This is a genomic window from Kribbella sp. NBC_00482 (assembly GCF_036013725.1).
Classification (GTDB): Bacteria; Actinomycetota; Actinomycetes; order Propionibacteriales; family Kribbellaceae; genus Kribbella.
The window spans coordinates 195,499-220,964 of sequence record NZ_CP107881.1; the positions used below are offsets into that span (position 1 = coordinate 195,499).

Annotated in this window: 24 protein-coding genes; 9 read left to right on the plus strand and 15 right to left on the minus strand. The window is 67.9% G+C overall.

The features are described 5' to 3' along the window. Positions 1-170: 170 nt before the first annotated feature. Both OHB24_RS00955 and OHB24_RS00960 read right to left on the minus strand, forming a co-directional pair. On the minus strand, positions 171-818 hold the full coding sequence (locus OHB24_RS00955) for a response regulator transcription factor (RefSeq protein WP_327636984.1): 648 nt from the start codon (positions 816-818) through the stop codon (positions 171-173). Next, positions 812-2,098, minus strand: a complete 1,287-nt coding sequence (locus OHB24_RS00960) for a sensor histidine kinase (protein WP_327636985.1) — start codon at positions 2,096-2,098, stop codon at positions 812-814. The genes OHB24_RS00955 and OHB24_RS00960 overlap by 7 nt, the downstream gene beginning before the upstream one ends. Before the next feature lie 173 nt (positions 2,099-2,271). Here OHB24_RS00960 and OHB24_RS00965 point away from each other — a divergent pair, with 173 nt between their 5' ends. Further along, positions 2,272-3,483, plus strand: coding sequence for an MFS transporter (locus tag OHB24_RS00965; protein WP_327636986.1), 1,212 nt, complete (start codon positions 2,272-2,274; stop codon positions 3,481-3,483). Further along, a complete protein-coding gene (locus OHB24_RS00970; RefSeq protein ID WP_327636987.1) occupies positions 3,480-4,154 on the plus strand; it encodes a hypothetical protein in 675 nt (224 codons plus the stop codon). Before OHB24_RS00965 ends, OHB24_RS00970 begins: the two co-directional genes overlap by 4 nt. 102 nt (positions 4,155-4,256) lie before the next feature. Here OHB24_RS00970 and OHB24_RS00975 read toward each other — a convergent pair whose 3' ends face one another. The 4 genes from OHB24_RS00975 to OHB24_RS00990 all read right to left on the minus strand — a co-directional run bounded on the left by OHB24_RS00975 (position 4,257) and on the right by OHB24_RS00990 (position 8,747). Beyond that, complete coding sequence (locus OHB24_RS00975; protein ID WP_327636988.1) at positions 4,257-5,084, minus strand: carbohydrate ABC transporter permease; 828 nt, start codon at positions 5,082-5,084, stop codon at positions 4,257-4,259. A 115-nt stretch (positions 5,085-5,199) separates the two neighbouring features. Beyond that, positions 5,200-6,141 carry a carbohydrate ABC transporter permease gene (locus OHB24_RS00980; protein WP_202872161.1) on the minus strand — a complete coding sequence of 314 codons (942 nt, stop codon included), beginning with the start codon at positions 6,139-6,141 and terminating at the stop codon, positions 5,200-5,202. Positions 6,142-6,166: 25 nt separating this feature from the next. Beyond that, positions 6,167-7,522 (minus strand): extracellular solute-binding protein, encoded by a 1,356-nt coding sequence (locus OHB24_RS00985; RefSeq protein WP_327636990.1) that lies wholly within the window; start codon positions 7,520-7,522, stop codon positions 6,167-6,169. 223 nt (positions 7,523-7,745) lie between these two features. Next, positions 7,746-8,747, minus strand: a complete 1,002-nt coding sequence (locus OHB24_RS00990; RefSeq protein ID WP_327636991.1) for a hypothetical protein — start codon at positions 8,745-8,747, stop codon at positions 7,746-7,748. Between the two features lie 109 nt (positions 8,748-8,856). Between OHB24_RS00990 and OHB24_RS00995 the strand changes: the two genes are divergently transcribed. The 4 genes from OHB24_RS00995 to OHB24_RS01010 all read left to right on the plus strand — a co-directional run bounded on the left by OHB24_RS00995 (position 8,857) and on the right by OHB24_RS01010 (position 13,732). Beyond that, entirely contained in the window at positions 8,857-9,453 is a 597-nt protein-coding gene (locus OHB24_RS00995) for a TetR/AcrR family transcriptional regulator (protein WP_327636992.1), read from the plus strand. An 80-nt stretch (positions 9,454-9,533) separates the two neighbouring features. Continuing rightward, the gene (locus OHB24_RS01000; protein WP_327636993.1) at positions 9,534-10,319 is read left to right on the plus strand and encodes an ABC transporter ATP-binding protein; all 786 of its coding nucleotides are present in this window, start codon (positions 9,534-9,536) and stop codon (positions 10,317-10,319) included. Continuing rightward, positions 10,316-12,781: an ABC transporter permease gene (locus OHB24_RS01005; RefSeq protein ID WP_327636994.1), complete on the plus strand. Its 2,466-nt coding sequence runs from the start codon at positions 10,316-10,318 to the stop codon at positions 12,779-12,781. The genes OHB24_RS01000 and OHB24_RS01005 overlap by 4 nt, the downstream gene beginning before the upstream one ends. Before the next feature lie 21 nt (positions 12,782-12,802). Next, positions 12,803-13,732, plus strand: a complete 930-nt coding sequence (locus OHB24_RS01010; RefSeq protein ID WP_327636995.1) for a phosphotransferase family protein — start codon at positions 12,803-12,805, stop codon at positions 13,730-13,732. Positions 13,733-13,749: 17 nt separating this feature from the next. Here OHB24_RS01010 and OHB24_RS01015 read toward each other — a convergent pair whose 3' ends face one another. Next, positions 13,750-14,376: an NADPH-dependent FMN reductase gene (locus OHB24_RS01015; protein WP_327636996.1), complete on the minus strand. Its 627-nt coding sequence runs from the start codon at positions 14,374-14,376 to the stop codon at positions 13,750-13,752. Positions 14,377-14,435: 59 nt separating this feature from the next. Beyond that, positions 14,436-15,098 (minus strand): DedA family protein, encoded by a 663-nt coding sequence (locus OHB24_RS01020; RefSeq protein WP_327636997.1) that lies wholly within the window; start codon positions 15,096-15,098, stop codon positions 14,436-14,438. A 215-nt stretch (positions 15,099-15,313) separates the two neighbouring features. Between OHB24_RS01020 and OHB24_RS01025 the strand changes: the two genes are divergently transcribed. Next, on the plus strand, positions 15,314-16,042 hold the full coding sequence (locus OHB24_RS01025; RefSeq protein WP_327636998.1) for a 6-phosphogluconolactonase: 729 nt from the start codon (positions 15,314-15,316) through the stop codon (positions 16,040-16,042). Here the strand turns inward: OHB24_RS01025 and OHB24_RS01030 are convergent. Then, complete coding sequence (locus OHB24_RS01030) at positions 16,039-16,782, minus strand: SDR family oxidoreductase (protein WP_327636999.1); 744 nt, start codon at positions 16,780-16,782, stop codon at positions 16,039-16,041. The two genes, OHB24_RS01025 and OHB24_RS01030, sit on opposite strands and share 4 nt — an antisense overlap. A gap of 33 nt (positions 16,783-16,815) precedes the next feature. Between OHB24_RS01030 and OHB24_RS01035 the strand changes: the two genes are divergently transcribed. Further along, the gene (locus OHB24_RS01035; RefSeq protein WP_327637000.1) at positions 16,816-17,376 is read left to right on the plus strand and encodes a TetR/AcrR family transcriptional regulator; all 561 of its coding nucleotides are present in this window, start codon (positions 16,816-16,818) and stop codon (positions 17,374-17,376) included. A 4-nt stretch (positions 17,377-17,380) separates the two neighbouring features. Here OHB24_RS01035 and OHB24_RS01040 read toward each other — a convergent pair whose 3' ends face one another. The 5 genes from OHB24_RS01040 to OHB24_RS01060 all read right to left on the minus strand — a co-directional run bounded on the left by OHB24_RS01040 (position 17,381) and on the right by OHB24_RS01060 (position 22,635). After that, positions 17,381-18,001: an antibiotic biosynthesis monooxygenase family protein gene (locus OHB24_RS01040; protein ID WP_327637001.1), complete on the minus strand. Its 621-nt coding sequence runs from the start codon at positions 17,999-18,001 to the stop codon at positions 17,381-17,383. A 91-nt stretch (positions 18,002-18,092) separates the two neighbouring features. Next, positions 18,093-18,443 carry a VOC family protein gene (locus OHB24_RS01045; protein WP_327637002.1) on the minus strand — a complete coding sequence of 117 codons (351 nt, stop codon included), beginning with the start codon at positions 18,441-18,443 and terminating at the stop codon, positions 18,093-18,095. Between the two features lie 3 nt (positions 18,444-18,446). Further along, positions 18,447-19,262 carry a MerR family transcriptional regulator gene (locus tag OHB24_RS01050; protein ID WP_327637003.1) on the minus strand — a complete coding sequence of 272 codons (816 nt, stop codon included), beginning with the start codon at positions 19,260-19,262 and terminating at the stop codon, positions 18,447-18,449. 134 nt (positions 19,263-19,396) lie between these two features. Further along, a complete protein-coding gene (locus OHB24_RS01055) occupies positions 19,397-20,767 on the minus strand; it encodes a ricin-type beta-trefoil lectin domain protein (protein WP_327637004.1) in 1,371 nt (456 codons plus the stop codon). Further along, positions 20,764-22,635, minus strand: a complete 1,872-nt coding sequence (locus OHB24_RS01060) for a ricin-type beta-trefoil lectin domain protein (RefSeq protein WP_327637005.1) — start codon at positions 22,633-22,635, stop codon at positions 20,764-20,766. The genes OHB24_RS01055 and OHB24_RS01060 overlap by 4 nt, the downstream gene beginning before the upstream one ends. Before the next feature lie 235 nt (positions 22,636-22,870). Here OHB24_RS01060 and OHB24_RS01065 point away from each other — a divergent pair, with 235 nt between their 5' ends. Then, positions 22,871-24,097, plus strand: a complete 1,227-nt coding sequence (locus tag OHB24_RS01065) for a family 16 glycosylhydrolase (RefSeq protein ID WP_327637006.1) — start codon at positions 22,871-22,873, stop codon at positions 24,095-24,097. On the opposite strand, the gene OHB24_RS01070 is transcribed toward OHB24_RS01065, so the two are convergent. Further along, positions 24,094-25,269, minus strand: a complete 1,176-nt coding sequence (locus tag OHB24_RS01070) for an ROK family transcriptional regulator (protein WP_327637007.1) — start codon at positions 25,267-25,269, stop codon at positions 24,094-24,096. The two genes, OHB24_RS01065 and OHB24_RS01070, sit on opposite strands and share 4 nt — an antisense overlap. Positions 25,270-25,466: the final 197 nt, after the last annotated feature.

The following is a 25,466-nucleotide window of genomic DNA, read 5'->3' on the forward strand; positions in this document are numbered from 1 at the left end:
TGTTTGAACGCTCAAGTTGGGGCTCGGGGGTGGTGATGCGGCCCATCGCTACTTAGGGTGATCGCAGAGCGTGTGCGCGGAGGGGTGCACACGGTCGGATCGGAGGGTACCGATCGTGGGGGCGGTGAAGAGGGGGGATCGCCCGCACGGTCGGCACTCTCAGCGGTCGTCTAGCGTTCGTCGCGGAGCAGGTCGATAGCAGCCTGGCGGTCCTTGACCCGGAGTTTGCGCAGTACGGACGAGATGTGGACGCGGACCGTCGTCGGTGCGAGGAACAAACGTTTGGCGACCTCCTCGGTCGTCAGGCCTTCGCCGAGCAGGCCCATCACCTCCCACTCGCGGGACGTCAGCAGCGCCGCCTTCGTCCGCCGTACCGTCCGCCGGCGCCCCGGTTCCCGGAACTCGTCGAGGATGCGCGCGACCAGCGACCGCGGGATCGCCGCCTCCCCCGACAGCACGCCGCGCAACGCCGCCGGCAACCGGACGGGATCGGTGTCCTTCAGCAGATAGCCGGAGGCGCCCGCGCGGAGCGAGTCGAACAGGTCGTTGTCGTCGCGGGACACGGTGAGCATCACGATCGCGATCTCCGGCAGCAGCCGAGAGACCTCCGCGGCGGCCCGGATGCCGCCGCCTGGCATGTGGATGTCGAGCAGTACGACGTCCGGCCGGTGCTCCTCGGCGAACCGGACGGCCTGCGACCCGTTGCCCGCCTCGGCGCAGACCTCGAACCCGCCCGCCTCCAGGGCCTGCCGGATGTGCGCCCGGAGCTGCGGGTGGTCGTCCGCGATCACCACCCGGCTCGGTTCCGCGTTCACCACCTGACCACCACCGTCGTCCCCTCGTCCGGCCGCGAGGTCAGGTCGAAGGTTCCGGGCAACGTCTCCGCACGCTCCCGCATGCTGATCAACCCGAACCCGGTCCGCGATCCCCCCGGGTCGAACCCGGCCCCGTTGTCGGAGATCCGCAGCCTGCTCCCCTCGCTGTCACGGCCCAACTCGACCCTGACCCGATCCACCTTGCCATGCCGGACCGCGTTCAGGACGGCTTCCCGGGCGATTCGGACCAGGGAGTGCCGCTGCTCCCGGTCGACCACGATCGATTCGTCGAGTTCGAGATCCAGCGTCACGCCGTACCGCTGGGCCAGCTGCTCGATCGCCCGGTGCAGCACGAGACCGAGTGGCTCGTCGTCCGACCGCCCGAGGGCCTCCAGCATCTGGCGCGCCTCGTCCTGCGCGCGGTCGCTGGCGCTGAGGATCCGCTCGACGCGTTGGCGATCGGCGTCCGTGAAGGCCGAGATCTCGGAGCGGATGTAGCCGAGCTCCTGCAGTACGCCGTCGTGCATCTCGCGAGCGAGCCGCCGCCGGTCCTCGACCACCGCGGCCTCCGCCTGCAACGCCCAGTGCCGGCTGATCTCGCGGCCCGCGGCGACGAGCAGCAGGAGGTACGACGCGGTGCGCAAGACGCTGCCGGAGTACAGCCAGTTCTCGCGCGACGGTGGAAAGACCAGGTAGTTCAGCCGCGCGAACGCACCCACCGCGCAGGCGGGACCGAGCCAACGCAGCAGTACGTCGTCCCGGCTGCGGGCCTGCATCGTGAACCCGACCGCGGCCACCACGAAGCAGGTGAGCGTCACGAGCTGCGGGACCAGGGGCGCGCTCGTCTCGGAGAAGTCCGGCAGCGAATCCCTCCGCCAGTACAGGACCGCGCTGATCAGGAGCATCACTGCGACGACCGGCGCCAACGCCCAATGCTGCCAGCCGTGCCGACGCGTCTGCCGGTACGGGACGAGGGCCGCTGCGGCGATCAGCAGCGTCCCGACGATCCGCAGCCCCGGCGGAAGCCAGTTGCCGAACGCGCCGACCGGCTCGTTCTTGGCGAGCGTGATGCTCAGCAGCGCGTTCGCCGTACCGAGAACCACGAATCCCTGCAGCAGCAGAAGATCCTGCCAGGTGTTGGTACGCCGGAATCGTCCGTAGACCAGGTACGCGAGCAGCAGCGCGACGCACCCGTTCACGGTCTCGAGCACGAGGTAAGCCGCCGCGCTCTGGTACCCGAACTCGCGCTCCCACCGCCCCACCGCGGCAGCCGCCGCAGCCATCCCCGCAACAAGCAGCGCGAGGGTCACACTCCCCCGCGCCGCCCAAAAACCACTCAGACGCCCCCTCACAACTACAGACCGTACGCCCCGACCACCCACCGGACCGCGCCGTTCCGCAAAACAATCGTCCCCGACTTGGATAGGATCGCGAAGTTTGGGAGAGGGGTGGCGGGGTGGGGTTTCGGCAGGATCTGGCCGTATTGCGGCACCGGGACGTCCGGATCTTCATCTCGGCGCGGTTCATCTCGATCCTCGGATCGGCGATCGCGCCGGTGGCGTTGGTGTTCGCCGTACTGGACGTGTCGCATTCCGCCAGTGCCGTCGGGACGGTGCTGGCCGCGCGAAGCATCCCGAACATCGTGTTCCTGCTGATCGGCGGCGTGATCGCCGATCGCCTGCCCCGGCATCTGGTCCTGGTCGTCGCCAACACGATCAGCGGACTCACTCAGGGACTGGCCGCGGCGCTCGTCCTCAGCGGGCACGCGACGATCTGGCAGCTCGCGGCGATCGAAGCGGTGAACGGGGTGGCGGCCGCGTTCGTGATGCCCGCGATGACCGGGATCCTGCCGTCGATCGTGGACCGGGCCGAGCTCCCCCAGGCCAACGCGATCGCCGGGTTCGCGCGCTCGTCGGCGATGATCGGCGGCGGCGCGGTCGCCGGTGTGATCGTCGGACTGACCGGTCCGGGGATCGGGCTCGCGGTGGACGGCGTGACGTTCCTGATCGGTGCGCTGTTGCTGTTCCGCCTGACGATCCCGCGGATCGAGCGGGCGGCGAGCTCGGTGCTGACCGACCTGCGCGAGGGCTGGAAGGAGTTCGCGTCCCGGCAGTGGGTCTGGGTGATCGTGCTCGCGTTCGCGCTGCTCAACCTGATCTACACGGCCTGCTACCAGGTCCTCGGCCCGGTGATCGCGGACCGCACCTTCGGCCGGGCCGGTTGGGGTCTGGTCAGTGCCTGCTTCGGCGCCGGACTGATCGTCGGAGGCCTCGTCATGCTCCGCCTCAAACCGCGCCGCCCGCTCCGCGCCGGGATGCTCGGCATGCTCCTCACGGTCCCGGTCATGCTGTGCCTGGCGCTGCTGCCCCAGCTCTGGGCGATGGCGATCGCGGCGTTCATCCTCGGGGTCGGCTTCGACATCTTCGGGATCGGCTGGGAGACCGCACTCGGCCAGCACGTCCCCATCGACAAGCTGTCGCGAGTGTCGTCGTACGACATGCTCGGCTCGTTCATCGCCGGCCCCGTCGGCCAACTCACCGTCGGGTACGTCGCCGTGGCGATCAGCGCAAAAGCCGTCGAACTGTACGGCGCCGCCCTGTTCGTCCTCATCACCCTCATCACGCTCGTAGTCCCGTCCGTGTGGAACCTGCGTAGGGTGGACGTGTGAGCTCAATTGTTCCGGGACCTCAGAAGAAGATCGGCGAGGAGATCGACGCGGCGCGCTCCGGCGCCAAGCCGCTCGACCCCAGCGCGCTCAACGCGTCGGCGCCCCGTCAGGAACAGCTGACCGGTCTCGAGGACTGGCCGGAATCGCTGCGCGCGGCCATCGAGGCAGAGCACGCACGCGTCGCCGCACTCGACTCGAACCGCCGCAGGACGGCTGACAAGGCCGTATCCGAGCTGGTCCGCTGCCTCGACACACTCCTGGACGAGATCGCTGACCGCCTCCAGTCCGACAAGCCCCGCCTGTTCGGCAAATCAACTCCTGCCACCGAGCCGTCGGAGGAAGTCGCGGAACTCCTGGGCATCCCGTCCGACGAACTCGACCAGCCATCAGGCCGCGGCGAACACCGTACGGCGGCACGCACCATCAAACAGCTCCGCGGCCAACTGAAGGACCTGGAAGCCACGCCCGACCACTCCCGCCTGACCCGCCTGGCGACCTTCATCATCCGCCTGGCCGTAGTAGTCGACGCCGCCCCGGAATCCGCCGCCGCGTTGGCCCCGCTAGCCCTCTCCCGCTACACCCAAGGCGTCCCCGACTTCCAATGGGAGTCAACCTTCCCCGAAAAACTAACCTCCTGGCAGCAAACCCGCACCACCCTCACCACCAACTGACCCACCCCAGCCCACCCGGCACGGTCTGCGCACGCCGGCGGAGCCGGGTAACAGAGCAGCCGCCGCGAAGTGGTGTCGTTTCGCGGCGGCTGTTGTTGTGGTTCAGCCCTTGATGGCGCCGCCTAGGGCGAAGGCGCCGCCTAGTTTGCGGCTGAGGAGGAGGTAGAGGAGGAGTACGGGGGTGGTGTAGATGAGGGAGTACGCCGCCAGTTGCCCGTAGTTCGGTTCGCCGTACTGGCCGAAGAACGTGAAGATGCTGACCGACGCCGGCAACCGCTCCGGAGACAGCAGCAGCATGAACGGGACGAAGAAGTTCCCCCACATGCCGATGAAGGTGAAGATCAGCACGACCGCGATCCCTGGCCACATCAACGGCAGCACGATCGCCCGCAGCGCGCGCATGTTCCCGGCGCCGTCGACCCAGGCCGCTTCCTCGAGTGAGATCGGTACGCCGTCCATGAACGTCTTCGTCAGCCAGATCGCGAACGGCAACGCACTCGTCGCCATGAACATGATCGTGCCGCCGAGCGTGTCGACCAGGTTCAGCTGCACGAACAACCCGTAGACGGGCACCATGACCGCGGTGATCGGCAGCCCGGTGCAGAACAGCACGGTGAGCAGGAACGGCCGGTTGAACCGCGTCCGGAACCGCGACAACGGGTACGCCGCCAGCACCGCGCAGACCATCGTCAGCAACGCGGCCCCACCGCACAGGATGATGCCGTTCAGCACCGGCCGGTACGTCGTGTCGGTGTTCAGCACCGCCTTGAAGTTCCCGAGCGTCGGATGTGTCGGGAACTCGACCCGCAGCCCCGCGGTCCGGTTGATCGACGCGAACAGCACCCACAGCAGCGGAAGCACGAACAGTACGCCGATGGCCAGCAGGATCAGGTTCGATGCCAGCTTGCTCATCTTGTCGCGGGCGATCATGGGGCCTCCCGGTCTGGACTGAGGAGCGCAGGGAGCGAAGCGACCGGAGCGACGAGGGAAGACCGGGAGCAACAGCCCCATGATCTGCCGCGACGAAGTCGCGCCATGTGCACTGTCACGCTGCCTCCGAGTTCAGTCCACGCAGGTAGATCAGCGAGAACACCGCGCCGATCGCCAGCATCACCAGGGCGATCGCGGTGCCGTAGCCGATCTGGGAGAAGCTGAACGCCTGCTCGTACATGTACAGCGGCAACGTCTGGCTCTTGGTCCCCGGGCCGCCGCGGGTCATCGCGAAGATCAGGCCGAACACGCTCAGCGTCTGCAGCGTGATCAGCATCAGGTTGGTCATGATCGCGCGGGTGATCATCGGCAGCGTCACGAACGCGAGCCGCCGCCAGCCGCCCGCGCCGTCCATCTCGGCGGATTCCTCGATCTCCTTGGGAATCTCGCTCAGGGCGGCCGAGTACACCAGCATCGAGAACGCCGTACCGCGCCAGATGTTGGCCAGCGAGACCGCGATGATCGGTGCCGCGTACAACCAGTCCTGACCGGGCAGGCCGACCGCGTGCAGCATCACGTTCAGGGTGCCGTCGTCGTTGAAGAACGCGCTCAGCAGGTACGCCGCGACCACCTCGGGCAGCACCCACGCGCCGATCACCGCCGTACCGACGAAGTTCCGGACGAGCTTCGTGGACTTCCGCATCAGCAGCGCGAGGCCGAGGCCGAGCGTGTTCTGCCCGATGATCGCGGAGATCAGCGTGAACACCAGCGTCAGCCAGATCGCGTTCGTGAACGCGCCGCTGCCGAACGCCTTGCGGAAGTTGTCCACGCCGACGAACTTCACGTTCGCGGCGCCGGTTCCGGTCAGCGCCATGTTGGTGAACGCGGCGTACACGCAGTAGAGGATCGGGCCGGCCAGGAAGACCAGCATGAGTCCGATGGCCGGCGACAGCGGCAGCATCCGGATCAGGTTGGCGGCCCGCGGCTTCCCGCTCCGTCCGGACGTCTTGCCGGAGGGAGCGGGAGTGGAGGCCGTGGGGGCGACAGTCGTCGTCACAGGCAAGGTTCCTTCGTCGGTTCGGCTACTGGCCCGAAGTCGTCTTGTCCTTGCCGACGATGCCTTCGACCGCTTCGTCGTAGTTCTTGGCGGCCTTGTCCGGCGAGGACTGCCCGGTCATCACCGCCTCCATCGCGGTGATGATCTCGTTCGAGACCTTCGGGTACTCCGCGAACGCCGGGCGGTACACGGTCACCGACACCAGGTCGGTGAAGAATTTCGTGCTCTTCGACGAGTTCTTGTAGCCGGCGTCCTCGGCGACGTCCTTGCGGACCGCGATCTGCGCGCCGTCGGTCGCGTACTTGGTCGCGTTCTTCTGCGTCTGCAGGGTCTTGATCAGGTTCCAGGCCGCGTCCGGGTTCTTGGACTTGGCCGGGATCGCCCAGGTCCAGCCGCCGGAGAGGCTGACCTTGCCCTTGCCGCTGCCGTCCTGGGTCGGCATCGCGGTCTGGCCGAGCACCGTGCTCCACTGCGGCCACGGCTTCGCGCCGGTCTTCTGCCAGTTGCTGTAGATCCAGGAGCCGTCCAGGTCGATCGCCAGCTTGCTCTGCGGCAGCAGCTCGGTGCCGACCTTGCTGCCCATGTTCGGGTCGAGCGCCTGCTTCGGCGACGGCGCGAGGCCTTCGCCGTAGATGGTCTTGATGAAGTTCAGCGAGTCCTTGAAGCCCTGGCTGCCGACGACCCACTTCTGCTGGTCGTTGTTGTACAGCGTGTCCTTGGTGCCGTACAGCAGCATCTCGAAGCCCTGCATCGCGGACGCCTCACCCATCGGCTTGCCCGAGTACACGTTCATCGGGATGACGCCGGGGAGCTTCTGCTTGATCGTCCGGGCCGCGCTGAGCACGTCGTCCCAGGTCTTCGGCTGCCAGTCCTCGGGCAGGCCGGCCTTCGCGAACAGCTGCTTGTTGTACCAGAGCGCGCGGGTGTCGGTGCCGTCCGGGACGCCGTACGTCTTGCCGTCGAGCGCCTTCGCCGCGCCCTTGGCGGTCTCCTCGAACTGACTCCACTGGTCCCACTTGCTGATGTAGTCGTCGAGCGGCTTCAGGTACCCCGCGGTGATGTCGGAGTTGATCAGGAAGGTGTCCTCGTAGACCACGTCCGGTGCGGTGTTCGGCGACCGCATCATCAGCTGCAGCTTGGTGTAGTAGTCGTTCTCCGAGGCAACGATCGGAAGGATCTCGACCGTCGAGCCGGGGTTCGCCGCCTCGTACTCGGTCTTCACGCCGGCGAGGAAGTTCTTCATCACCGTGCCCGGACCCCACTGCTGGTACGCGATCTTGATGTTCGCCGGACCGGAGCTCTGCGAGCTGCCGGCATCCGGCTGCTTGGTCGTCGACCCCTGGCTGCAGGCCGTCACCGCGAGCAGCAGCGCGCTCGCCACAGCCGCCACTTTGAAACGTTTCCTAGACATCATTCACGTCCACCTTCGGGCAATCGTTGTCATCCCGGTACCACGGCCCAAACCCTGCGGGCTTTCCCGCGACCGTAGGAGCCTGCATCGGCCGAAGTCAATGCTTGACAGACAACGTTGTCGAGGCAGGAGCTGGTAACGCGGTGACCGGAACGTAACGATCCGATCACCGCGTTGTCATACCCCCACTTTGTCAGGCCGCGACTGCGGACGCCTCATGCCGAGCCGGTACGGCGCGTCCTCGCGAGCGCAGCGCGCCGAGCCCGCAGAGCGCCACTCCGGCGAGTAACCAGCACGCCAGTACGACGAGTGGCCGGGCAGCGCCTGCGCCGTCGAAGAAGCTCACCGAGCGCAACGCCGTACCGGCTGCTCCGGGCGGCAGGAGCTGCCCCAGCGTGCCCCATCCGTTCGGCAGCATCTCGGGCGCGCTCGTCATCCCGGAGAGCGGGTTGCCGAGCAGCATCATCACGGCGCCGCCGAGCGCGAGTCCCGCCGTACCGAGCAGCCACTCGAGTCCGAGCAGCGTGAGACTGATCGCCGCGATCGACATCGCGATCACACCCGCGTTGCCGAGGTAGCTGCCCTCGAACGAGCCGAGCCAGTACTGCAGTACGGCGGCCAGCGCGAGACCGCCGGTGATCGCGAACGTGACCGCGCCGATCATCCGCTGCGCACCGGACCGCACCAACTGAGTCAGCGCGGCGGCGGCGATGATCCCGCCGAGAACCAGCGGCAACGCGCCGGCGGCGAGACCCGCACCGCGCGGATCGTCCTTCGGCAGCGGCACGATGTCGGTCACCTTCGCCGGGTTCTCCGGGGACATCCGGGCCGACAGCTGCGTCAGAACCTGCGCGATGGCCGGACCGCCCGCGGACGCGGTCAGTACTTCGGGCTGCGCCGCGTCCAGCACGATCGCGCCGTACGCGTCCCGGTCCTCGATCCGCTGCACGGCCGCCTGCCGATCCGGTACGGCGGTGATCTCGAAGCCACCGGGCATCGCCTGCTCGAGCCCGGCCTCGATCTGCGCGACCGCCGGGGCCGGGCCGGACACCGCGAGCGGGACGTTCCGCGGTTCGGAGCGCGCGGACGGCCACGCGAAGGCGATCAGGAACACCGTGAGGACCGCGGTCAGCAGCGTGATGACGGCGATCAGGGGCGGCCGGCGACGTTCGGCCGCGTGCGCCTCAGTGGTCATGGTCAGTACTCCCTCAGGCAATAAAACCGAATGATCGTTCTTTATGTATCCGAGCCTGGCAACGGCTCGGCGACTTGTCAAGAACGGATATTCGTTTTATGTTGCGAGCGTGCCCAAGGTCACCGAGGAACACCGCCTGGCGCGTCGCGCGCAGATCGTCGCGGCGGCCCGCACCTGCGTCATCGGGGAGGGCTTCCACAAGACGACGATGGCGGACGTGATCCGCGAGTCCGGGCTGTCCGCGGGCGCCGTCTACGGGTACTTCAAGAGCAAGGAAGAGATCGTCGCCGCGATCGCCGACGACGCGCTCAGCACCGTCGACGAGGTCTTCCAGAACATCCTCGCCACCGAAGAGCCACTGACGCCCCTGCGGGCTCTGGAGACAGCGCTCGATCACGTGGTCGAGGTGGCCGGACGCCCCGGCGGCGACGTCACCCGGGTCGGCGTCCAGGCCTGGGCCGAGGCGTTGCACAACCCGGCGATCCTGACCACCGCCTGCGGCAAGTACACCCAACTGCGGGACCGGTTCGAGGAAGTCGCCCGCCGTGCCCAGGCCGACGGCACGATCGATGCCGACGCCGATCCCCGCCACGTCGCCCAGGTGCTGTTCGGTCTGATCCCAGGCTTCGTCCTGCAGCGGCTCATCATCGGTGACGTCACCCCCGCGACCTATACCGCCGGCCTCCGGGCGCTGCTCCGCCCCTGACCTGTGGTGGGGTTTCGTCCACCATCAGGGGCGGTTCAGCACCATGGGTCGGTACGCCGCTGATCCGTAGCGTCGGCGGCATGAGGAAACGGACGCAGGAAGCAGTCGACGGGACCGGGTACTCGGTCGTCCTGCAAGAGGTACGACGGGTCTACGGCCGTGGCGGGAACGCCGTCACCGCCCTGAACGGGATCTCGATGAAATTCGCCCCCGGCACCTTCACCGCGGTGATGGGTCCGTCCGGATCGGGCAAGAGCACCTTCCTGCACTGTGCGGCGGGACTCGACCGGCCGACGTCCGGCAGCGTCTCCATCGACGGCCAGGCGCTCGCCGGACTCAGCGAGCGCAGGCTGACCGAACTCCGGCGTGAGCGGATCGGCTTCGTGTTCCAGTCGTTCAACCTGCTGCCCGCATTGACCGTCTGGCAGAACGTCTGCCTGCCGCAGGAACTCGACGGGCGCCGCGTGAACAAGGCCGCCGTACGACAGGTGCTGGAGCGCGTCGGTCTCGCTGAGCGGTCCAAGCACCGCCCGGGCGAGCTGTCCGGCGGCCAGCAGCAGCGGGTCGCGATCGCCCGTGCGCTCGTCGCGCGGCCGGCCGTGATCTTCGCTGACGAGCCGACCGGCGCTCTCGACACCCAGACCGCCGCCGACGTCCTCGAACTCCTCCGCGAACCGGTGCGGACCCAGGGCCAGACGGTCGTCATGGTCACCCACGACCCGGTCGCCGCGTCGTACGCCGACCAGGTCGTCTTCCTCGCCGACGGCGCGCTCGCCGGCAGCCTGACCGACCCGACCGCCGAAGCGGTCGCCGACCGGATGACCCACCTCGGCGCGCGCTCGACCCTGCAGGCGGTGGCGGGATGATGCGTCTCGCCGTCCGCACCTTGCGCCATCGCAAGAGCGGATTCATCGCCACGTTCATCGCGGTCGCCTTCGGTACGGCGATCGTGATGGCCTGCGGCGGCCTGATGGAGACCGGCATCCGCTCCAACGTGGAGCCGGAACGCCTCGCCGGCACGTCGCTCGTTGTCACCGGCAAGCAATCCCACCACCGCCCCGGCGTCGAAGACCCCACTCCCCTCACGGAACGCGTTGGCGTCCCCGTAGAGCTCCTTGCCAAGATCCGTTCCACACAAGGCGTCGCGTCTGCCACTGGCGACTACACCTTCACCGCCATCGCTCCTTCAGTTGCTGAGGGCCACAACTGGTCCTCCGCCGCTCTCGCCCCCTATCACCTCAGTACTGGGAAAGCTCCGCGCTCCGGTCAGGTCGTGGTTTCGACCGGGAAAGTCGGCGATCAACTGACCCTCCTGATCAACGGCGAGCCGAAGAACTTCATCATCAGCGGAACCGCCCCACAGGCCGCCGGTCACGCCTTCTTCTCCGACCACGACGCCGCCCAACTCGTCCGCAACCCGGCCCGTTTCGCCGACGTCGGCGTACAAGTTGCCCCCGGCACCAACGTCGACGACGTGAAGGATCGGTTGGAAAAGCTGGACGGCAGCCTCACCGCCCGTGCGGGTGTCGACCGCGGACTCGCGGAACACCCCGACGCCGAATCACACCGTACGGCGTTGATCGCGATCGCCGGCTCGTTCGGCGGGATCGCGGCGATGACGATGATGTTCGTGGTCGCGTCCACGCTGGCGCTCGCCGCGCAGCACCGGGAGCGCGAGTTCGCGCTGCTCCGCGGGATCGGCACCACACCCGGTCAGGTACGGCGGATGATCCTCGGCGAGGCGCTCATGGTCTCACTGCCGGCCGTCGCCCTCGGGTGCCTGCCGGGGATCTTTCTCGGCCGGTTCCTCTTCGATCAGCTCAGTTCGCACGGCGTCGCCTCGCCGGTGATCGAGTTCTCGCAGGGGTGGATCCCGTTCGCGGCCGGCGCCGGCGCGGCGGTTCTCGCGGCCATCGGCGCGGGACTCATCGCGGCGCGGAAGTCGGCGAAGATCAAGCCCGTCGAGGCGCTGGTCGAGGCGTCGTTGCAGCGGAAGTGGTTCAGCTGGATCCGGTTGCTGTTCGGTCTCCTGTTCCTCGGCGGCGGTATGGCGTTGCTGATCGTCACCGCGACGGTGATGTCCGGACCGCTCGCCGCCTCGACCGCGGGTCCTTCCATCCTCTGCTGGGCGATCGGTGTCGCGGTACTCGGGCCCTTCTGGACCAAGGCGGTGCTGGGGATCTGGCGCTGGCCGGTCCAGGCCCTGACCCGGGTGAACGGCCGGCTCGCGATCCGCAACCTGTCGGCCCGCTCGGTGGCGCTGTCGGCCGCGGCGATGCCGGTGATGCTTGCCGTCGGCATTTCGACCGCCAACTTGTACATGCAGACCACGCAGGTGCACGCATCCTCGGAGGCGTTCACGCGGGATCTGCGTGCGGACGCCGTACTGGTGTCGGATGCCGGCCTCTCGCCGACGGTGCTCTCGCAGGTTCGAGCGGTGCCTGGCGTGGCGAGCGCTTCGGCGTTCGTGCGCAGCATGGGTGCGGTCGACGACCCTCGCAATGCTCCGTTCGACGAGGACGGTGCGCCGGTGATCGGCGTGGATGCGCAGGGCGCGAACGGTACGGCGCCGGTTCGGTTGACGAGCGGATCGCTGGCCGGTCTGACCGGGGCGACTGCCGCGGTACCGGAGTACATGGCGACGAAGACCGGTCGTGGTGTCGGCTCCTCCGTGACGATGACGCTGGGCGACGGGACCACGGTGAAGCTGCGCGTGGTCGCGACATTTGCGGCCGAGCGCGGGTACGAGACGATCATCCTGCCTGCGTCGCTGGTCGCGGCGCACACGACGGACGGGTTGACCAAGCAGATCTTGGTACGGTCCGCCCCGGGTGCCGACGTACCACCGGGCCTGGCGAAACTCGCTGCCGCCCACCCGGGTGTCCAGGTCGCCGACCGCAGCACGCTGGTCGCGTCGAACGTCGAGGACCTGCAGACCCAGGCGTGGATCAACTACATGCTCGTCGGCATGCTGATCGCCTACACCGCGGTCTCGGTCGTCAACACCCTGGTGTCCACGACACTGCGCCGCCGCCGCGAGTTCGCTCTGCAACGGCTGACCGGCTCGACCCGCTTCCAGGTGCTCCGCATGCTGACCACCGAAAGCACCCTGGTCACCCTCACCGGCGTCACCCTCGGCACCGCAGTCGCCCTGGCCTGCCTCCTCCCCTTCTCCGCCAAGGTCTCCACCGACGCCCTCCCCACCGGCCCGATCTGGATCTACCTCGTCGTAGTAGGCGCGGCCGCCCTCCTAACCTTCGCCTCAACCCTCATCCCAGCAACCACAACCCTCCGCCACTCCCCCACCCAACCCAGCTACACCGACTGACTCTTGTGATGGGATGGGTGGATGAGGTGGTTGACCGAGAATTCTCCGGAGGCGGTCGCCGATGCACTGCGAGCGGTTGCTCCGGAGCTGACCGGACACAAGGTTGTCGTTCGGGAGACGCTGGACGAGGACGATCCAGTGTGGTGGGCCGCCAGCGCGATGGTCGGGGAGCAGTACGTCGCGAAGTTCGCGTGGTCGCAACCTGCCGCGCTGCGGGTTGCGCACGAGATCGGCGTACTGGCAGCACTGGCGAACGAACCTGAGGTTCCGTTCCTCCCCGAGGTCGTTGCCAGCAGCACCGATCCGGTGCTGCTGGTGACCAGACGCATTCCTGGTACGGCGTTGTGGGACATCGTCGACTCGATCGACCGGGATCACGCCGGCCGGCAGCTCGCCGTCTTTCTGGCCGCCCTGCACCAAGCCGTCGAGCGGGTCGACCACCTCGTCGGCGGCCTCCAACCCGTCCTGCTTCCCCCCGCGACCACGCAGACGATCCGCGCCGGCATCGGTCAGTGGATCCGGCCGGATCAGGTCGAGTCGGTGATGCGCTGGTGCGACTGGGCCGACGACGTACTCGCTTCGCCGGCGCCGACCGTGCTGGCACACGGCGACTTCCACGGTGGGAACCAAGTCTGGCAGGGCGATGAACTCCGCGTGGTGATCGACTTCGAAACAGTCGGCACAGCCGAGCCGGAGTACGACCTCCGCACCTTCCCGGGCACCGGGCCAGGCATCGAACTCCTCCAGGCGACCATGCACCACTACCAGCAGATCTCCGGCCGCACCCTGTCTCCCGCACGCGTCATGGCCTGGCATCTGCGCACCACGCTCGGCGACGCCCTCTGGCGGAGCGAAGCCGGCGTACCCCTCCCCGACCACCGAACCCCGACCGCCTGGGTCGACGACCTCACCACCCGCTTCAGCGCCCTGACCATCGACCCGGCCAGCTGAACGACGACACGTCAGGGTTATCGGGCAGGTGTGGGTTCGGGGACTGGTTGGAGGGCGATTGTGGTGGCTTGGACGATGCCGGCGTTGTCGCGGATCCAGCCGGACAGGACGACCTGCAGGTCCTCGAGGTCTCGCTCCTCCAGGATCACCCCGGGCACCGGGACGCTCGCGCCCAGCTCGGCGAGCACCGGGCGGATGTGCTGATCGGCGAGCAGTTTGTGGCTCGGCGCGGCCGACACCGTCACCGGGACGACCACGGAGCCTGCCAACGCGGACGGACGCAGTACGTCGAGGAAGCTCTTCAGCAGACCGGTGTAGCTGCCCTTGTAGACCGGAGTCGCGACGACGATCACCGAGGCCGACGACACCAGATCGACCGCGCTCTCCAGCGCCGCCTGCGCCTCGGCACCGGCCTGCTCGCCCTGGAAGATGGCCGGGGCGATCGTCACCAGATCGATCAGCTCGTCGATCCGGTACGGCGTACCGAGCTCGGAGGCGAGCAGCTCCGCGACGGACGCCGCCGCGGCTGCTGTCCGCGACCCGGCCCGCGGATTGCCCACCAGCGTGACCACCGACTGCGGCCAGACCGGCGGCTCTTGCGCACTCTGGGGCGCGACCTGCGACTCGAACGCGACTGACGGCATCTGACCCATCTCCTGAATCTCGGCGGCAACTACCTCGAGCGTAGTCAAAGTCGAGCCGCTTACTCGACTTTCTCAGAATCCGAACGCCGGGCCCGGATCTTCGCCACGACGAACCACCCGACGGCGCCCACAGCGGCGGCGATCACGAGCTTCTGGAACACCCCCACCGACGACTCCACCAGATGCCACTGCTCGCCGAGCTGGTAGCCGGCCAGGATCAGCAGCGAGTTCCAGACCAGGCTCCCGACGGCCGTCAGCGAGAGGAACAGCACGATCGGCATCCGCTCGACCCCGGCCGGCACCGAGATCAGGCTGCGTACCACCGGAACGAGCCGCCCGATCAGGACCGCCTTCGCACCGTGCCGGCCGAACCAGTCCTCGGCCTTGTCGACGTCGCGTAGCTTCACCAGCGGCAGCTTCTCGGCGAGCGCCCGCGTCCGGTCCCGCCCGAGCACAGCGCCCACGCCGTACAACATGAGCGCGCCCACGACCGACCCGAGCGTGGTGAACGCGATCGCGGCGACCAGCCCGAGATCACCGCGCGCCGCCGCGAACCCGGCCAGCGGCAGGATCACCTCACTCGGCAACGGCGGAAACAGGTTTTCCAACGCCACCGCAAGCCCCGCCCCCGCCGCTCCCAACCGCTCCATGAGGTCGATCGCCCACCCGGCCACCCCACCCGTCGGCTCCTGCACCGCGCCCGTCAGCACCTGATTCGTCATACCTACGAAGCTATTTCCGCGTTCAAGCCGACACACTCCAGCCACCCACCGACCCAACCTCCGGCAAACCACCGCCACACCCGGGGGCTAACCCCCGGACGTGGGCATAGCCGCCGGCGACTGGGAACTAGCTATTGCCTATTCCCGGTCCCCGGCGCTCGTTCGCAGTTCGGCATGGCGCGGCGGTGATCCGGAGGGTGTGCGAGCCTTTCTCCATGACTGTTGAGCATGCTCCGCGGGTCGTCACCTCCTCGGACCGTACGGAGCTCGGGCGCGCTGCGAGCGCCGCTGCTGCCGAGCGGCTCAGGAAGGCGATCGCGACGACCGGGCGGGCGCGCGTCATGCTCGCCGCCGCGCCGAGCCAGACAGCCACCCTGGCCGCGCTGGCCGTCGAGCCGGACCTCGACTGGAGCCGGGTCGAGTGCTTCCACATGGACGAGTACGTCGACCTGACGCCTGATGCACCGCAGTCGTTCCGCAACTGGCTGCACCGGAGCTTCCTCGACAAGGTGCCGCAGGCAACGTTCCACCCGCTCGCACCCGACGACGGCCCGGACGCCTACGCGGACCTGATGGGCGACGACCCGTTCGACCTCGTCCTGTTCGGCCTCGGCGTCAACGGCCACCTCGCGTTCAACGATCCGCCCGCCGACTTCAACGACCCGGAAGCCGCGAAGCGAGTCGCGCTCGACGAGACCAGCCGCCGGCAGCAGGTCGACGAGGGCAACTTCCCGGCGCTCACCGACGTACCGACGCACGCGATCACCGTGACCATCCCCCGCCTGCTGAACGCGCACGCGCTGATCGGCTCGGTCCCCGGATCAGTCAAACGCCAAGCCGTCCAGGACACCCTCACGCAACCGATCGGCCCCGATTACCCCGGTACGGCGCTGCGCACGCATCCCGACGTACAACTCTTCCTCGACACGGACTCGACCCCCTAGCCGACTCCGAGGTGCAAGCCACCGGACGCGTCCACGATCTGTCCGGTGATCCATCGCGCCGCGGGTGAGGCAAGGAACGCGACCACTTCGGCGACATCGTCGGCGCCGCCCAACCGTCCGAGCGCCGTCTGCGCGACGATCAGCTCCGTCAACCCGGGCGTCTCGAAGATCGCGCCGTTCGCTTGGGTCCGGGTCGCACCGGGAGCGACCGCGTTCACGGTGATGCCGCGCGCGCCCAACTCCTGCGCCAAGGTGCGAGTCATCGTCTCCAGCGCGCCCTTGGTCATCGCGAACGAGGTCTGCGCCGGGTTCGCCATCCGGGTCGCGACCGACGAGATCGACACGATCCGGCCGTCGTCGGACAGCACCGGCAGCAACCGCTGGATCAGGAAGTACGGCGCTCGCACGTTGACCGCCATCAACCGGTCGAACGCTGCCTCCGTATCCGCACCGATCGGACCCGCCGGCGCCGCCGCCGCGTTGTTGACGAGCACATCGAGCCGTCGCCCGGACAGCCCCGCAATCAACTGGTCGGCGACGAGCTCAGCATCCCCAGGCACCCCGAGCTCAGCCCCGATCACGAACCCGCGACCGCCGATCCGCTCGAGCGTCTCTTCCGCACCGACCTTGTCCTGGTGGTAATGCACGGCCACCTCGGCCCCCGCCGCGGCCAGCCGCTCCGCGATCGCCCGACCGATGCCCCGGGAAGCGCCCGTCACCAATGCGACCTTGCCATTCATGTTAGAAACTATCATGTTGTTAGTATCTACCACATGAACTTGAGAGACCGCCAGCGTGCCGACACCAGGCAACGCATCCAGCGACTGGCGCTCCGCCTGTTCACCGACCGCGGGTACGACGCGACCACGGTGAACGACGTCGCCGACGCGGCCGGTGTCTCGGCGATGACGGTCTACCGGAACTTCCCCACCAAGGAAGACCTGGTCCTGTACGACGACTTCGACCAACTGACCGCGACCACGATCACGGAACTCCCCGCAACGGGATCACTCACCGACCGCATCGGCCGTACCGTCCTGACCATCCTCGACCTGGCCGCCACGAACGAGCACGACCTGCTCCTTACGCGACTCCAGCTGATGATCTCGACCCCGGCACTCCAAGCCCGCCACCTGGACAGCCAGTACCGCCTCCAGGAGGCATTCGTCAGCGCGATCGATCCCGCGCTCGAGTACGGCGCCCGCGCCGCGGCAAGCGCCGTACTGGGCGTAACTCACACCGCCCTACTCCGCTGGGCCGCCAACAACGGCGAACCCAACCTGGCCGACCTGTTCCGCGAGGCGTTCACGGCAGCCTTCGGCCACACACCGTGATCGATCAGGTCAGCTCAGGCACCCTTAAATGGGCGATGGTGAGCTCGAACTCACCGACGTCCAGCATCTCGGCGCCGGCGTCCTTGGCGGTCGAGGCACGCATGGAGGCGGCAGCTTCACGGCTGCCGTCCAACGTCTCCTGGCTGTCGTAGGTGACCGACGAGACCGCCCGGCCGGAGGTCCGGTCGACCAGCAGGCTCGCACTACAGAAACCGGCCAGATCCTCGAGCCTCGGCAGTGAAGCGAGCTTGTAGACGTCGATCGCCCGGTCCAGGTTCGCGGGGTCGACCTTCACCCAGGTCGCCCGGACGCACGCGCCGGCCACCGAACGGTGGTCACGGTGCAGTACGGCGATCTCCCACTCCTGCACCATCGGGCTGCCGCCGAGCTCCGCTGCGATCTTGTCCCGGATCGGCTGCAGCGCTTCGTCCGTGGCCCGCATCGCCTCCTCCGACTGCCAGGCGCTGGTCGTGATGCAGCGGCCGGACTCACGGTCGACAAGCATGGACAGGCCGATACAGCCGTCCATCCCCGTCAGCATGGGCATCACCTCGTCGCGCACCTGCGCGACGCCGGCGTCGATCGACGCCGGGGCGGCATTGATCGTGGTGGAGCGCGCGTACACGATCCACCCCCTTTACCCTCAGGGCAGCGCCCCGCCGGCGCCGCCGGACACTCCTCACCCTCCTCCCGCAACAGATGGCTGGCAAGGCCCCTCAGTGGTTCTCGGCCAGATCGAAGACGTTGCCTTCGGGGTCGGCGAGGGTGATCCAGTGGGTGCCGTACTCGTTGTGCTCGTCGAGCCGCTTGGCACCCAGTCCGACCAGGCGGTCGACCTCGGCGGCCCAGTCGGTGGCGGCCAGGTCGACGTGCAGGCGGTTCTTACCGTTGCGCGGCTCCGGGACCTGGAGGAACATCAGCGTCGGCCCGTCCGCGGCCCGGTTCACGGTGGCGAAGAACTCGTTGGCCTCGGCATCGACCTCGGTCGACAGCACGCCGGCCCAGAAGGTGGCGAGTGCAGCAGCGTCGGCGCAGTCGAAGGCGATGCTCTCGAGGGTTACAGACATGGTTCAGCCTTTCAGCACAGGGATCCGCTGGATCGGCCAGCAGACCTCGGTTCGGTAGTCGGCCGGATCGGGGACGTCCCCCGGGCCGATGGGGTACAGCTCACGGATCGGTCCCGGCGCCACCTCGCAGTACTCCGCGACGTGGCTGCCGAGCGCGCCGTAGGTGCGGTCGAAGTCGGTCATCGGGCCGGCGTGCACGGCGATCGCGAAGTACCCGCCGGGCAGGTCGACGAGCTCGACGCCGTCAGCGGGCGGCTGGCCGGGCGCCACCGGAAGGAAGGTCACCACCTCACCCGCGTCGTCGGTGAAGAACTCGTCGCTGTACGTCGCGCCCGAGGTCGCCCGGATGTCACCTGCGACGGCGGCGAGCTTGCCGAAGGCGTACTCGCACCACGGCCCGATCTCGTCCCGCACGACATGCCCGGTCACGCCGTACGCACGGAACGCCGGGATGAACCGGTACTGCACGTCGAGGACCGGCCGGCCGGGCGTCAGCAGTTCACGCAAAGACGTGACGACGTCCCGGGTGTGGGCGAGCTCCTGTTCCATCCGCTCGAGATGAGCCCGCAGCGTCTCTTCCCGGGCCGGACCGTCCGACGCCTCGACCACCGCGCGGACGTCCGGCAGCGGCATCCGCAGCTCCCGCAGCCGCCGGATCAGCAGCGCCGTGTCGACCTGATCGGTCCCGTAGCGCCGGTAGCCCGACGAAGCGTCGATCGTGACCGGCGCGAGCAGGCCGATGTCGTGGTAGTGGTGCAGGGTCTTCACACTCAGATGCGTCAGGCGGGAGAACTCCCCCACCGTCACCGTCGCCGTCATGCGACAAGCTTCCACCCTCCGGTAGCCGGAGGGTCAAACCCCGGACGCCCAGGCCATCACAATCGTCGGCCCGCGACGGCCGCCCGTGGAGGCGAGCCGTCGCGGGCCGATTGTGATGGCCTGGCGATCCGCGTCTAGCCCCGGTACCGCCCAATCACCTTGGAGAAGTCCCAGGGGTTCTGGGAGACGCCGGAGCAGGTGTCGGCGCCGCCGCCCGTGCACGGACGGTCGCGGTTCACCGACCAGAACGTGAACCGGGCCAGGTGGTGCTCGGACGCGTAGGACAGCATCGACTCGAAGTCCGACAGGTTGACGCGCTCACCGGCCACGTCGGTGATGCCGTTCATCGACGAGATGCCGATCTTGCGGTACGCCGCGTCGTCGGTCAGCCCGTACGCCGCCTTGACCCGGTTCTTCAGCCCGTCGGCCGCCTGCCGGGTCAGCGTGCCCATGTTGGTCGACCCGCCGCCGAAGTCGAACGGCATGATCACCCAGCCGTCCAGGTTCAGCCCCGAGTTCGCACCCCGCTGGATCAGGTCCTGCCCGTTCCCGTCCGGACCCGATGTCGTGGTGCCGAACGTCAGGTACGTCGCGATTCCCGGGTTGTTCTGCTCGACGATCTTCAGCGCGTCGACGACCTTCTGCCGGACGGCCGGCTGCGAGAACTCCTGGTCCTCGATGTCGACGTCGATCGCCTTCAGCGACAGCGCGTTGATCACCTTCTGGTACGCCGCCGCGAGCTCGCTCGCCGTACCGCAGCTCTGCCCCAGCTTGTTGCCGGACCAGCCGCCGACCGAGACCACGACGTCGCCGCCGTTGGACCGGATCGTGTTGATCGCCTGCTGGTCGACCCCGCCGGTCAGCGGCCGGTTCCCGTCCCACTGCGGGTTGCAGTACCCGTTGGACAGGATGAACGCCATCGTGAACCACTTGACGCCGGCCGCGTTCATCACAGTCGCGGGATTCGGCGGCGAACCCCAGCCCTGATAGAGGTACGGCGCTGCGGCCATCGGCGCACCGCCCGCCGGAGGAGGCCCGTCGTCTGCGGCGGGCACGTTCCACTTCTGGTTCGCCGTACCGGTGCAGGTCCACAGCTGCAACGGCGTACTGTTCGCCGAGTTGTTGCCGGTGACATCGAGGCACTTGTTCGCCTGCGGGTTCACCAGGTCACGGCCGGACGTGTACGTCCACTGCTGCGCGGCTGACCCGTTGCACGTCCACAGCTGCACCTTCGCGCCGTTGGCCACGGAGCCCGCATTAACGTCGAGGCACTTACCCAGCGCGCGTACCGTCCCGTCACTCGACCGGGTCCACTGCTGTGCGCTCGTTCCGTTGCAGTCGTACAGCTGGACCGCCGTACCGTCCACACTGTTCGCGCCGGCTACATCCGCACACTTCCCGGCCAGACCGGTGATCGTCCCGGTCGCCGCCTGCGCGGGGCTGGCCGTCATCAACAAACCACCGCCGAGCACCAGCGCCGCGGCGGCCGCCGTCACCCGCCTCATGAGACGGTCCACTTCTGGTTCGCCGCGCCCGTGCAGGTCCAGGTCTGCAGCGGAGTCGCGTTGGCGGAGTTGTTGCCGGTGACGTCGAGACACTTGTTCGCCTGTGGATTCACCAGGTCTCTCCCACTCGTATAGGTCCATTGCTGGGCGGCACTGCCGTTGCACGAATAGATCTGCACCTTCGCGCCGTTGGCGACGGAGCCGGCGTTGATGTCGAGGCACTTGCCGAGGGCGCGGACCGTCCCGTCACCGGGGCGCGACCACTGCTGGGCCGTCGAACCGTTGCAGTCGTACAGCTGCACCGCCGTACCGTCTGCGGAGTTGGCACCGGCGACGTCCATGCACTTGCCGGCCAGCCCCGTGATCTGTCCGCCACCGCCTCCGCCGTCGCCGCTCTGCGAGCCGGACCAGGTGAACGTGGCCGACGTCTTGGTCGGCAGCGTGTAGACGAAGGACTGCGAGCCCCAGTTCACCCGCACGGACTGCGAGCTTCCCGTGGTGTTGTAGGCGATCAGGGCCTTGGACCCGTCCGGGTTCTTCCAGGCCACGTTCTTCACCGAGCTGTTCGCGGTCGAGTCGATCCGCAGCGCGCCCGGCTTCACGAACTTCGTCAGGTGGCCCATCGTGTAGTACTCGACGGTCTTGGTGACCTGACCGCGCTGGCTGTCGTTGCGGTGCACGGTGACGAGACCGGTGCAGACGTTGCAGCCGGCGCCGACGTACGGCAGGTGGTTCTCGTCCAGGGCGATGCCCCACTTGACCCACGACTTGTCCCAGTTGCGGGTGTAGTCGACCAGGTTGTTCATGTCCTCGGCCTGCTGGTTCGCGATCCACGTACCGCCGGAGTGCTCGGTCATGTACGCGTTCACATTCGGGTACTGGTTGTGCACCTGGGTCTGCAGGTTCACGTCGCCGCCGTACCCGTGCCAGGCGATACCGCCGAAGTTCGGGTGGTTGCGCAGCGCGGCGTCCGCGATCGGGACCGAACCGAGGTCGTTGTAGTTGCCCCAGTTGTAGTCGAGGATCAGCACCTTCGTGGTCAGCCCGGCGGCCTGCAGCGCGGGCATCAGGTTGTTCTTGGTGAACTCGAGCAGGCCGGAGCCGTTCCAGTTCATCGACGCGTACCCGGTCGAGTCCGAGCCGCAACAGGTCGGCTCGTTCTGCACTGAGATGTAGTCGATGTGGTTGCCCTGGGCCTCGTTCTGCTGCAGGTACTTGACGAAGTACTGCGCGTACGTCGGCGCGTACTCCCACTTCAGCCAGCCGCGGTGGACGAAGTCGTTGTTGTCCTTCATCCAGGCCGGTGCGCTCCACGGCGAACCCATGACCTTCAAGTTGGGGTTGAGCTGCCGGGCCTGCTTGGTGAGCGGTACGACGTCCGCGAGGTCGTGCTGGATGCTGAAGTCGTTCAGGTCGCAGCATGTGTCGTCGTACGAGTAGTTGAAGCGGGCCAGGTCGGAGGCGCCCATCGGGTTCCGGACGAAGGCCAGGCCGATCCCGTTCACCGGGTCGAACAGGTCCTTCATCACCTGGTCGCGGGTCGCGGCCGAGATCACGTTGCTGCTGTTCAGCAGCCACGCCGAACTGTCGGCGAACGACGCACCGCCGCCCTCGAAGGACTGGTACGTCGTGTTCTCGTTGACGGTGACGGTCTGGTTCGCCGAGCCGCCGGCCGGGCCGAAGTTCACCGGCGTCTGCTGCTGCAGACCGCGGGTCACGTTCTGGCCGGCCGAGTCGTTGGTGGTGGTCAGCCAGATGTTGACCTGTTCACCGGCGGCCTGGGCGGGTGAGGCGGTTCCGAAGCCGAGCCCGGCGGCGGCTACGCACAGCGCAGCGGCCGCGAGCGGCAGGAGGCGTTTCGCGGGCATGGGGCGGTTCTCCCTTTATTTCAAGGAGTTCGGGGCGGTTCGAGTTGTCGGCGTCTGCCCGCGCCGCAACAGTTGGTCAGCATGAGGTAACCATCCGTGCTGACTCGTGTCAACGCCGGAACCGAGACTTTTTTCAGATCTTTTAATTAGTCCCGGGGTTGACGTGGGAGCGTTCTCACGGCACGCTGCGGGCCATTCCTAGCCCTCATTCAGACGCCCCCGAAATGAGGTACTCATGAAGCGTCCCCGCTTGCTCGCGCTCGTCGGGATCGGTGCCGCACTGATCGGCACCGCCCTCCTCCAGCCCGCGGCCTCCACGCATCAGCAGGCCGATGCGGCAACGACCGCAACGGTCTGGGAGGACAACTTCGACGGCCCGTCCGGCCAGGCCCCCGATCCCGCCAAGTGGCGGTACGACATCGGCGGCAGCGGCTGGGGCAACAACGAGATGGAGTACTACACCAACAGCACCCGCAACTCCGCGCTGGACGGCAACGGCAACCTGGTGATCACCGCCCGGCAGGAGAACGGCGGCTTCCAGTGCCACTACGGCCCGTGCCAGTACACGTCGGCCCGGTTGCTCACCGCGCAGACCTTCACCCAGACGTACGGCCGGTTCGAGGCCCGCATCAAGATTCCCCGCGGACAAGGGATCTGGCCCGCGTTCTGGATGCTCGGCGGCGGCAACTGGCCGAACGACGGCGAGATCGACATCATGGAGAACGTCGGCAAGGAGCCGGCCACCGTGCACGGCACGATCCACGGACCCGGATACTCCGGCGCCGGCGGGATCGGTGCCGCGTACAACCATCCGAACGGCTGGTCGTTCGCCGACGACTTCCACACGTTCGCGGTGGACTGGGCCCCGGACTCGATCACCTGGTACGTCGACGGCGTGCAGTACCAGCGCCGTACGCCGGCCGACCTGAACGGCAACACCTGGGTCTTCAACCACCCGTTCTTCATGATCCTGAACCTCGCGGTCGGCGGCTACTGGCCGGGTTATCCCGACGGTACGACGCAGTTCCCGCAGACCATGACCGTCGACTACGTCCGCGTCTCCACCCTCGGCAGCTCCGGTGGCAGCGGCTCGCAGATCACCGGTCTCGCGGGTAAGTGCCTCGACGTGGCCGGCGCGAACGCCGCCGACGGTACGACGGTACAGCTGTACGACTGCAACGGCACCAACGCCCAGAAGTGGACGCGCCCCGGCGACGGCACGATCCGTGCCCTGGGCAAGTGCCTCGACGTGGCGAACGCCGCCACCGCCGACGGCACCAGAGTCCAGATAGCCACCTGCAACGGCAACGCGGCCCAACAGTGGACCTACACCAGTGCGCACGATCTGGTGAACCCACAGGCCAACAAGTGCCTAGATGTCACCGGCAACAACTCCGCCAACGCAACCCCAACCCAAATCTGGACCTGCGGCGGCGGCGCCAACCAGAAGTGGACCGTCTAACGGACCGCGCCACCATCACGAAGTAGTCGTACGACGGGGAGGGTCGCGGCGCCGAGTGCTACGGCGTCGCGGCCCAGCTCGCACAACACGATGGATACCTGGGCGTAGGGGCGCCGGAGCGCGTGCTTGCCCACCTCAACACGTAGCTCGTCCAGGTGCTTCTCGCCCAGCAGCAGTCCTGCCCAACCGCCGAGGACGATGCGCTCGGGGTTGACCAGGTTGACCAGGTTCGCGAACCCGGCGGCCAGATAGCCGATCGTGTCGTTGACGATCGTGGTCGCCGACTCCGAGTCGGACTCCAGCAGTTCGACGAAGGCTGCCTCCTCGTCGCCGTCGACAGTTCCGCCGGCGAGCCGGTACCGATCCAGGACGCCTTCTGCGCCGACGTACGCCTCCAGGCAACCCAAGGCGCCGCAGCGGCACTGGCGCCCGCCGTACATGATCGTCATGTGGCCCCACTCGCCTGCGCTGCTGCGGGCGCCGCGGTAGCTGGATCCACCGGCTACAAGGGCCGAGCCGACACCGGAGCCGACCAGTGCGACGACAGCGTCGGTTGCGCCGCGGCCCGCACCGAACCACATCTCGGCCTGGCCGAGCATGTTCGCGCCGTTGTCCACATGCACCGGAATCTCGGTGCCCTCGGCAAGTAGCTCGGCGAGCGGAACTGCCTCCCAGCCGAGCGTCTGCGCGTCGACGATCGCGTTGTCCTCGACCACACCGGCGACCGCGACACCGAGCCCGAGCACCTGCTCGGACTGGATGCCGGAGGCAGCGATCACGGTCGAAAGCCCTTCCAGTACGTGCTTCACGACCTCTTCGGGGGTCGGCGTGGCGATCGGGTGGTCGGCGCGTGCCAGGACATTCATGGCCAGGTCGAACAGCTCGACCCGGACCCGGGTCTCCCCGACCTCGGCGCCGACGACGTACCGGAATGTTGGTGCCACCCGCAACAGGACCCGCGGCCGGCCGCCCTCGGACTCAACCGAGCCGGCCTCCTCGACCACGCCCTCGGCGATCAGTTCGGCGACCAGGTTGCTGACGCTCGCCGCGCTGAGCGAGGTCCGGACGGTCAGCTCCTGGCGACTCAGCGGGCCCTCGCGATAGATGCCGGTGAGGATCACCGAGCGGTTGGACCGGCGCATGTCACGCACCGTCGTCCGGCGTACTTCCATCCCACTACCTCACCCATGACATCGCGCAGCGGGCCCCGGGCAGGCCGCTCGACCCCGAGTTCATCATGCTGCCCCGCCGGACGGAAGAGGTCCCTTCTTCCAGCTCGTGAACTAAGCCGCGATTCGTTACCACTCCGTGATTGACGGCCGGTTGCGGTCTCGGCTTTGATCTACGGAACCGCTTCCGAAACCGGTTC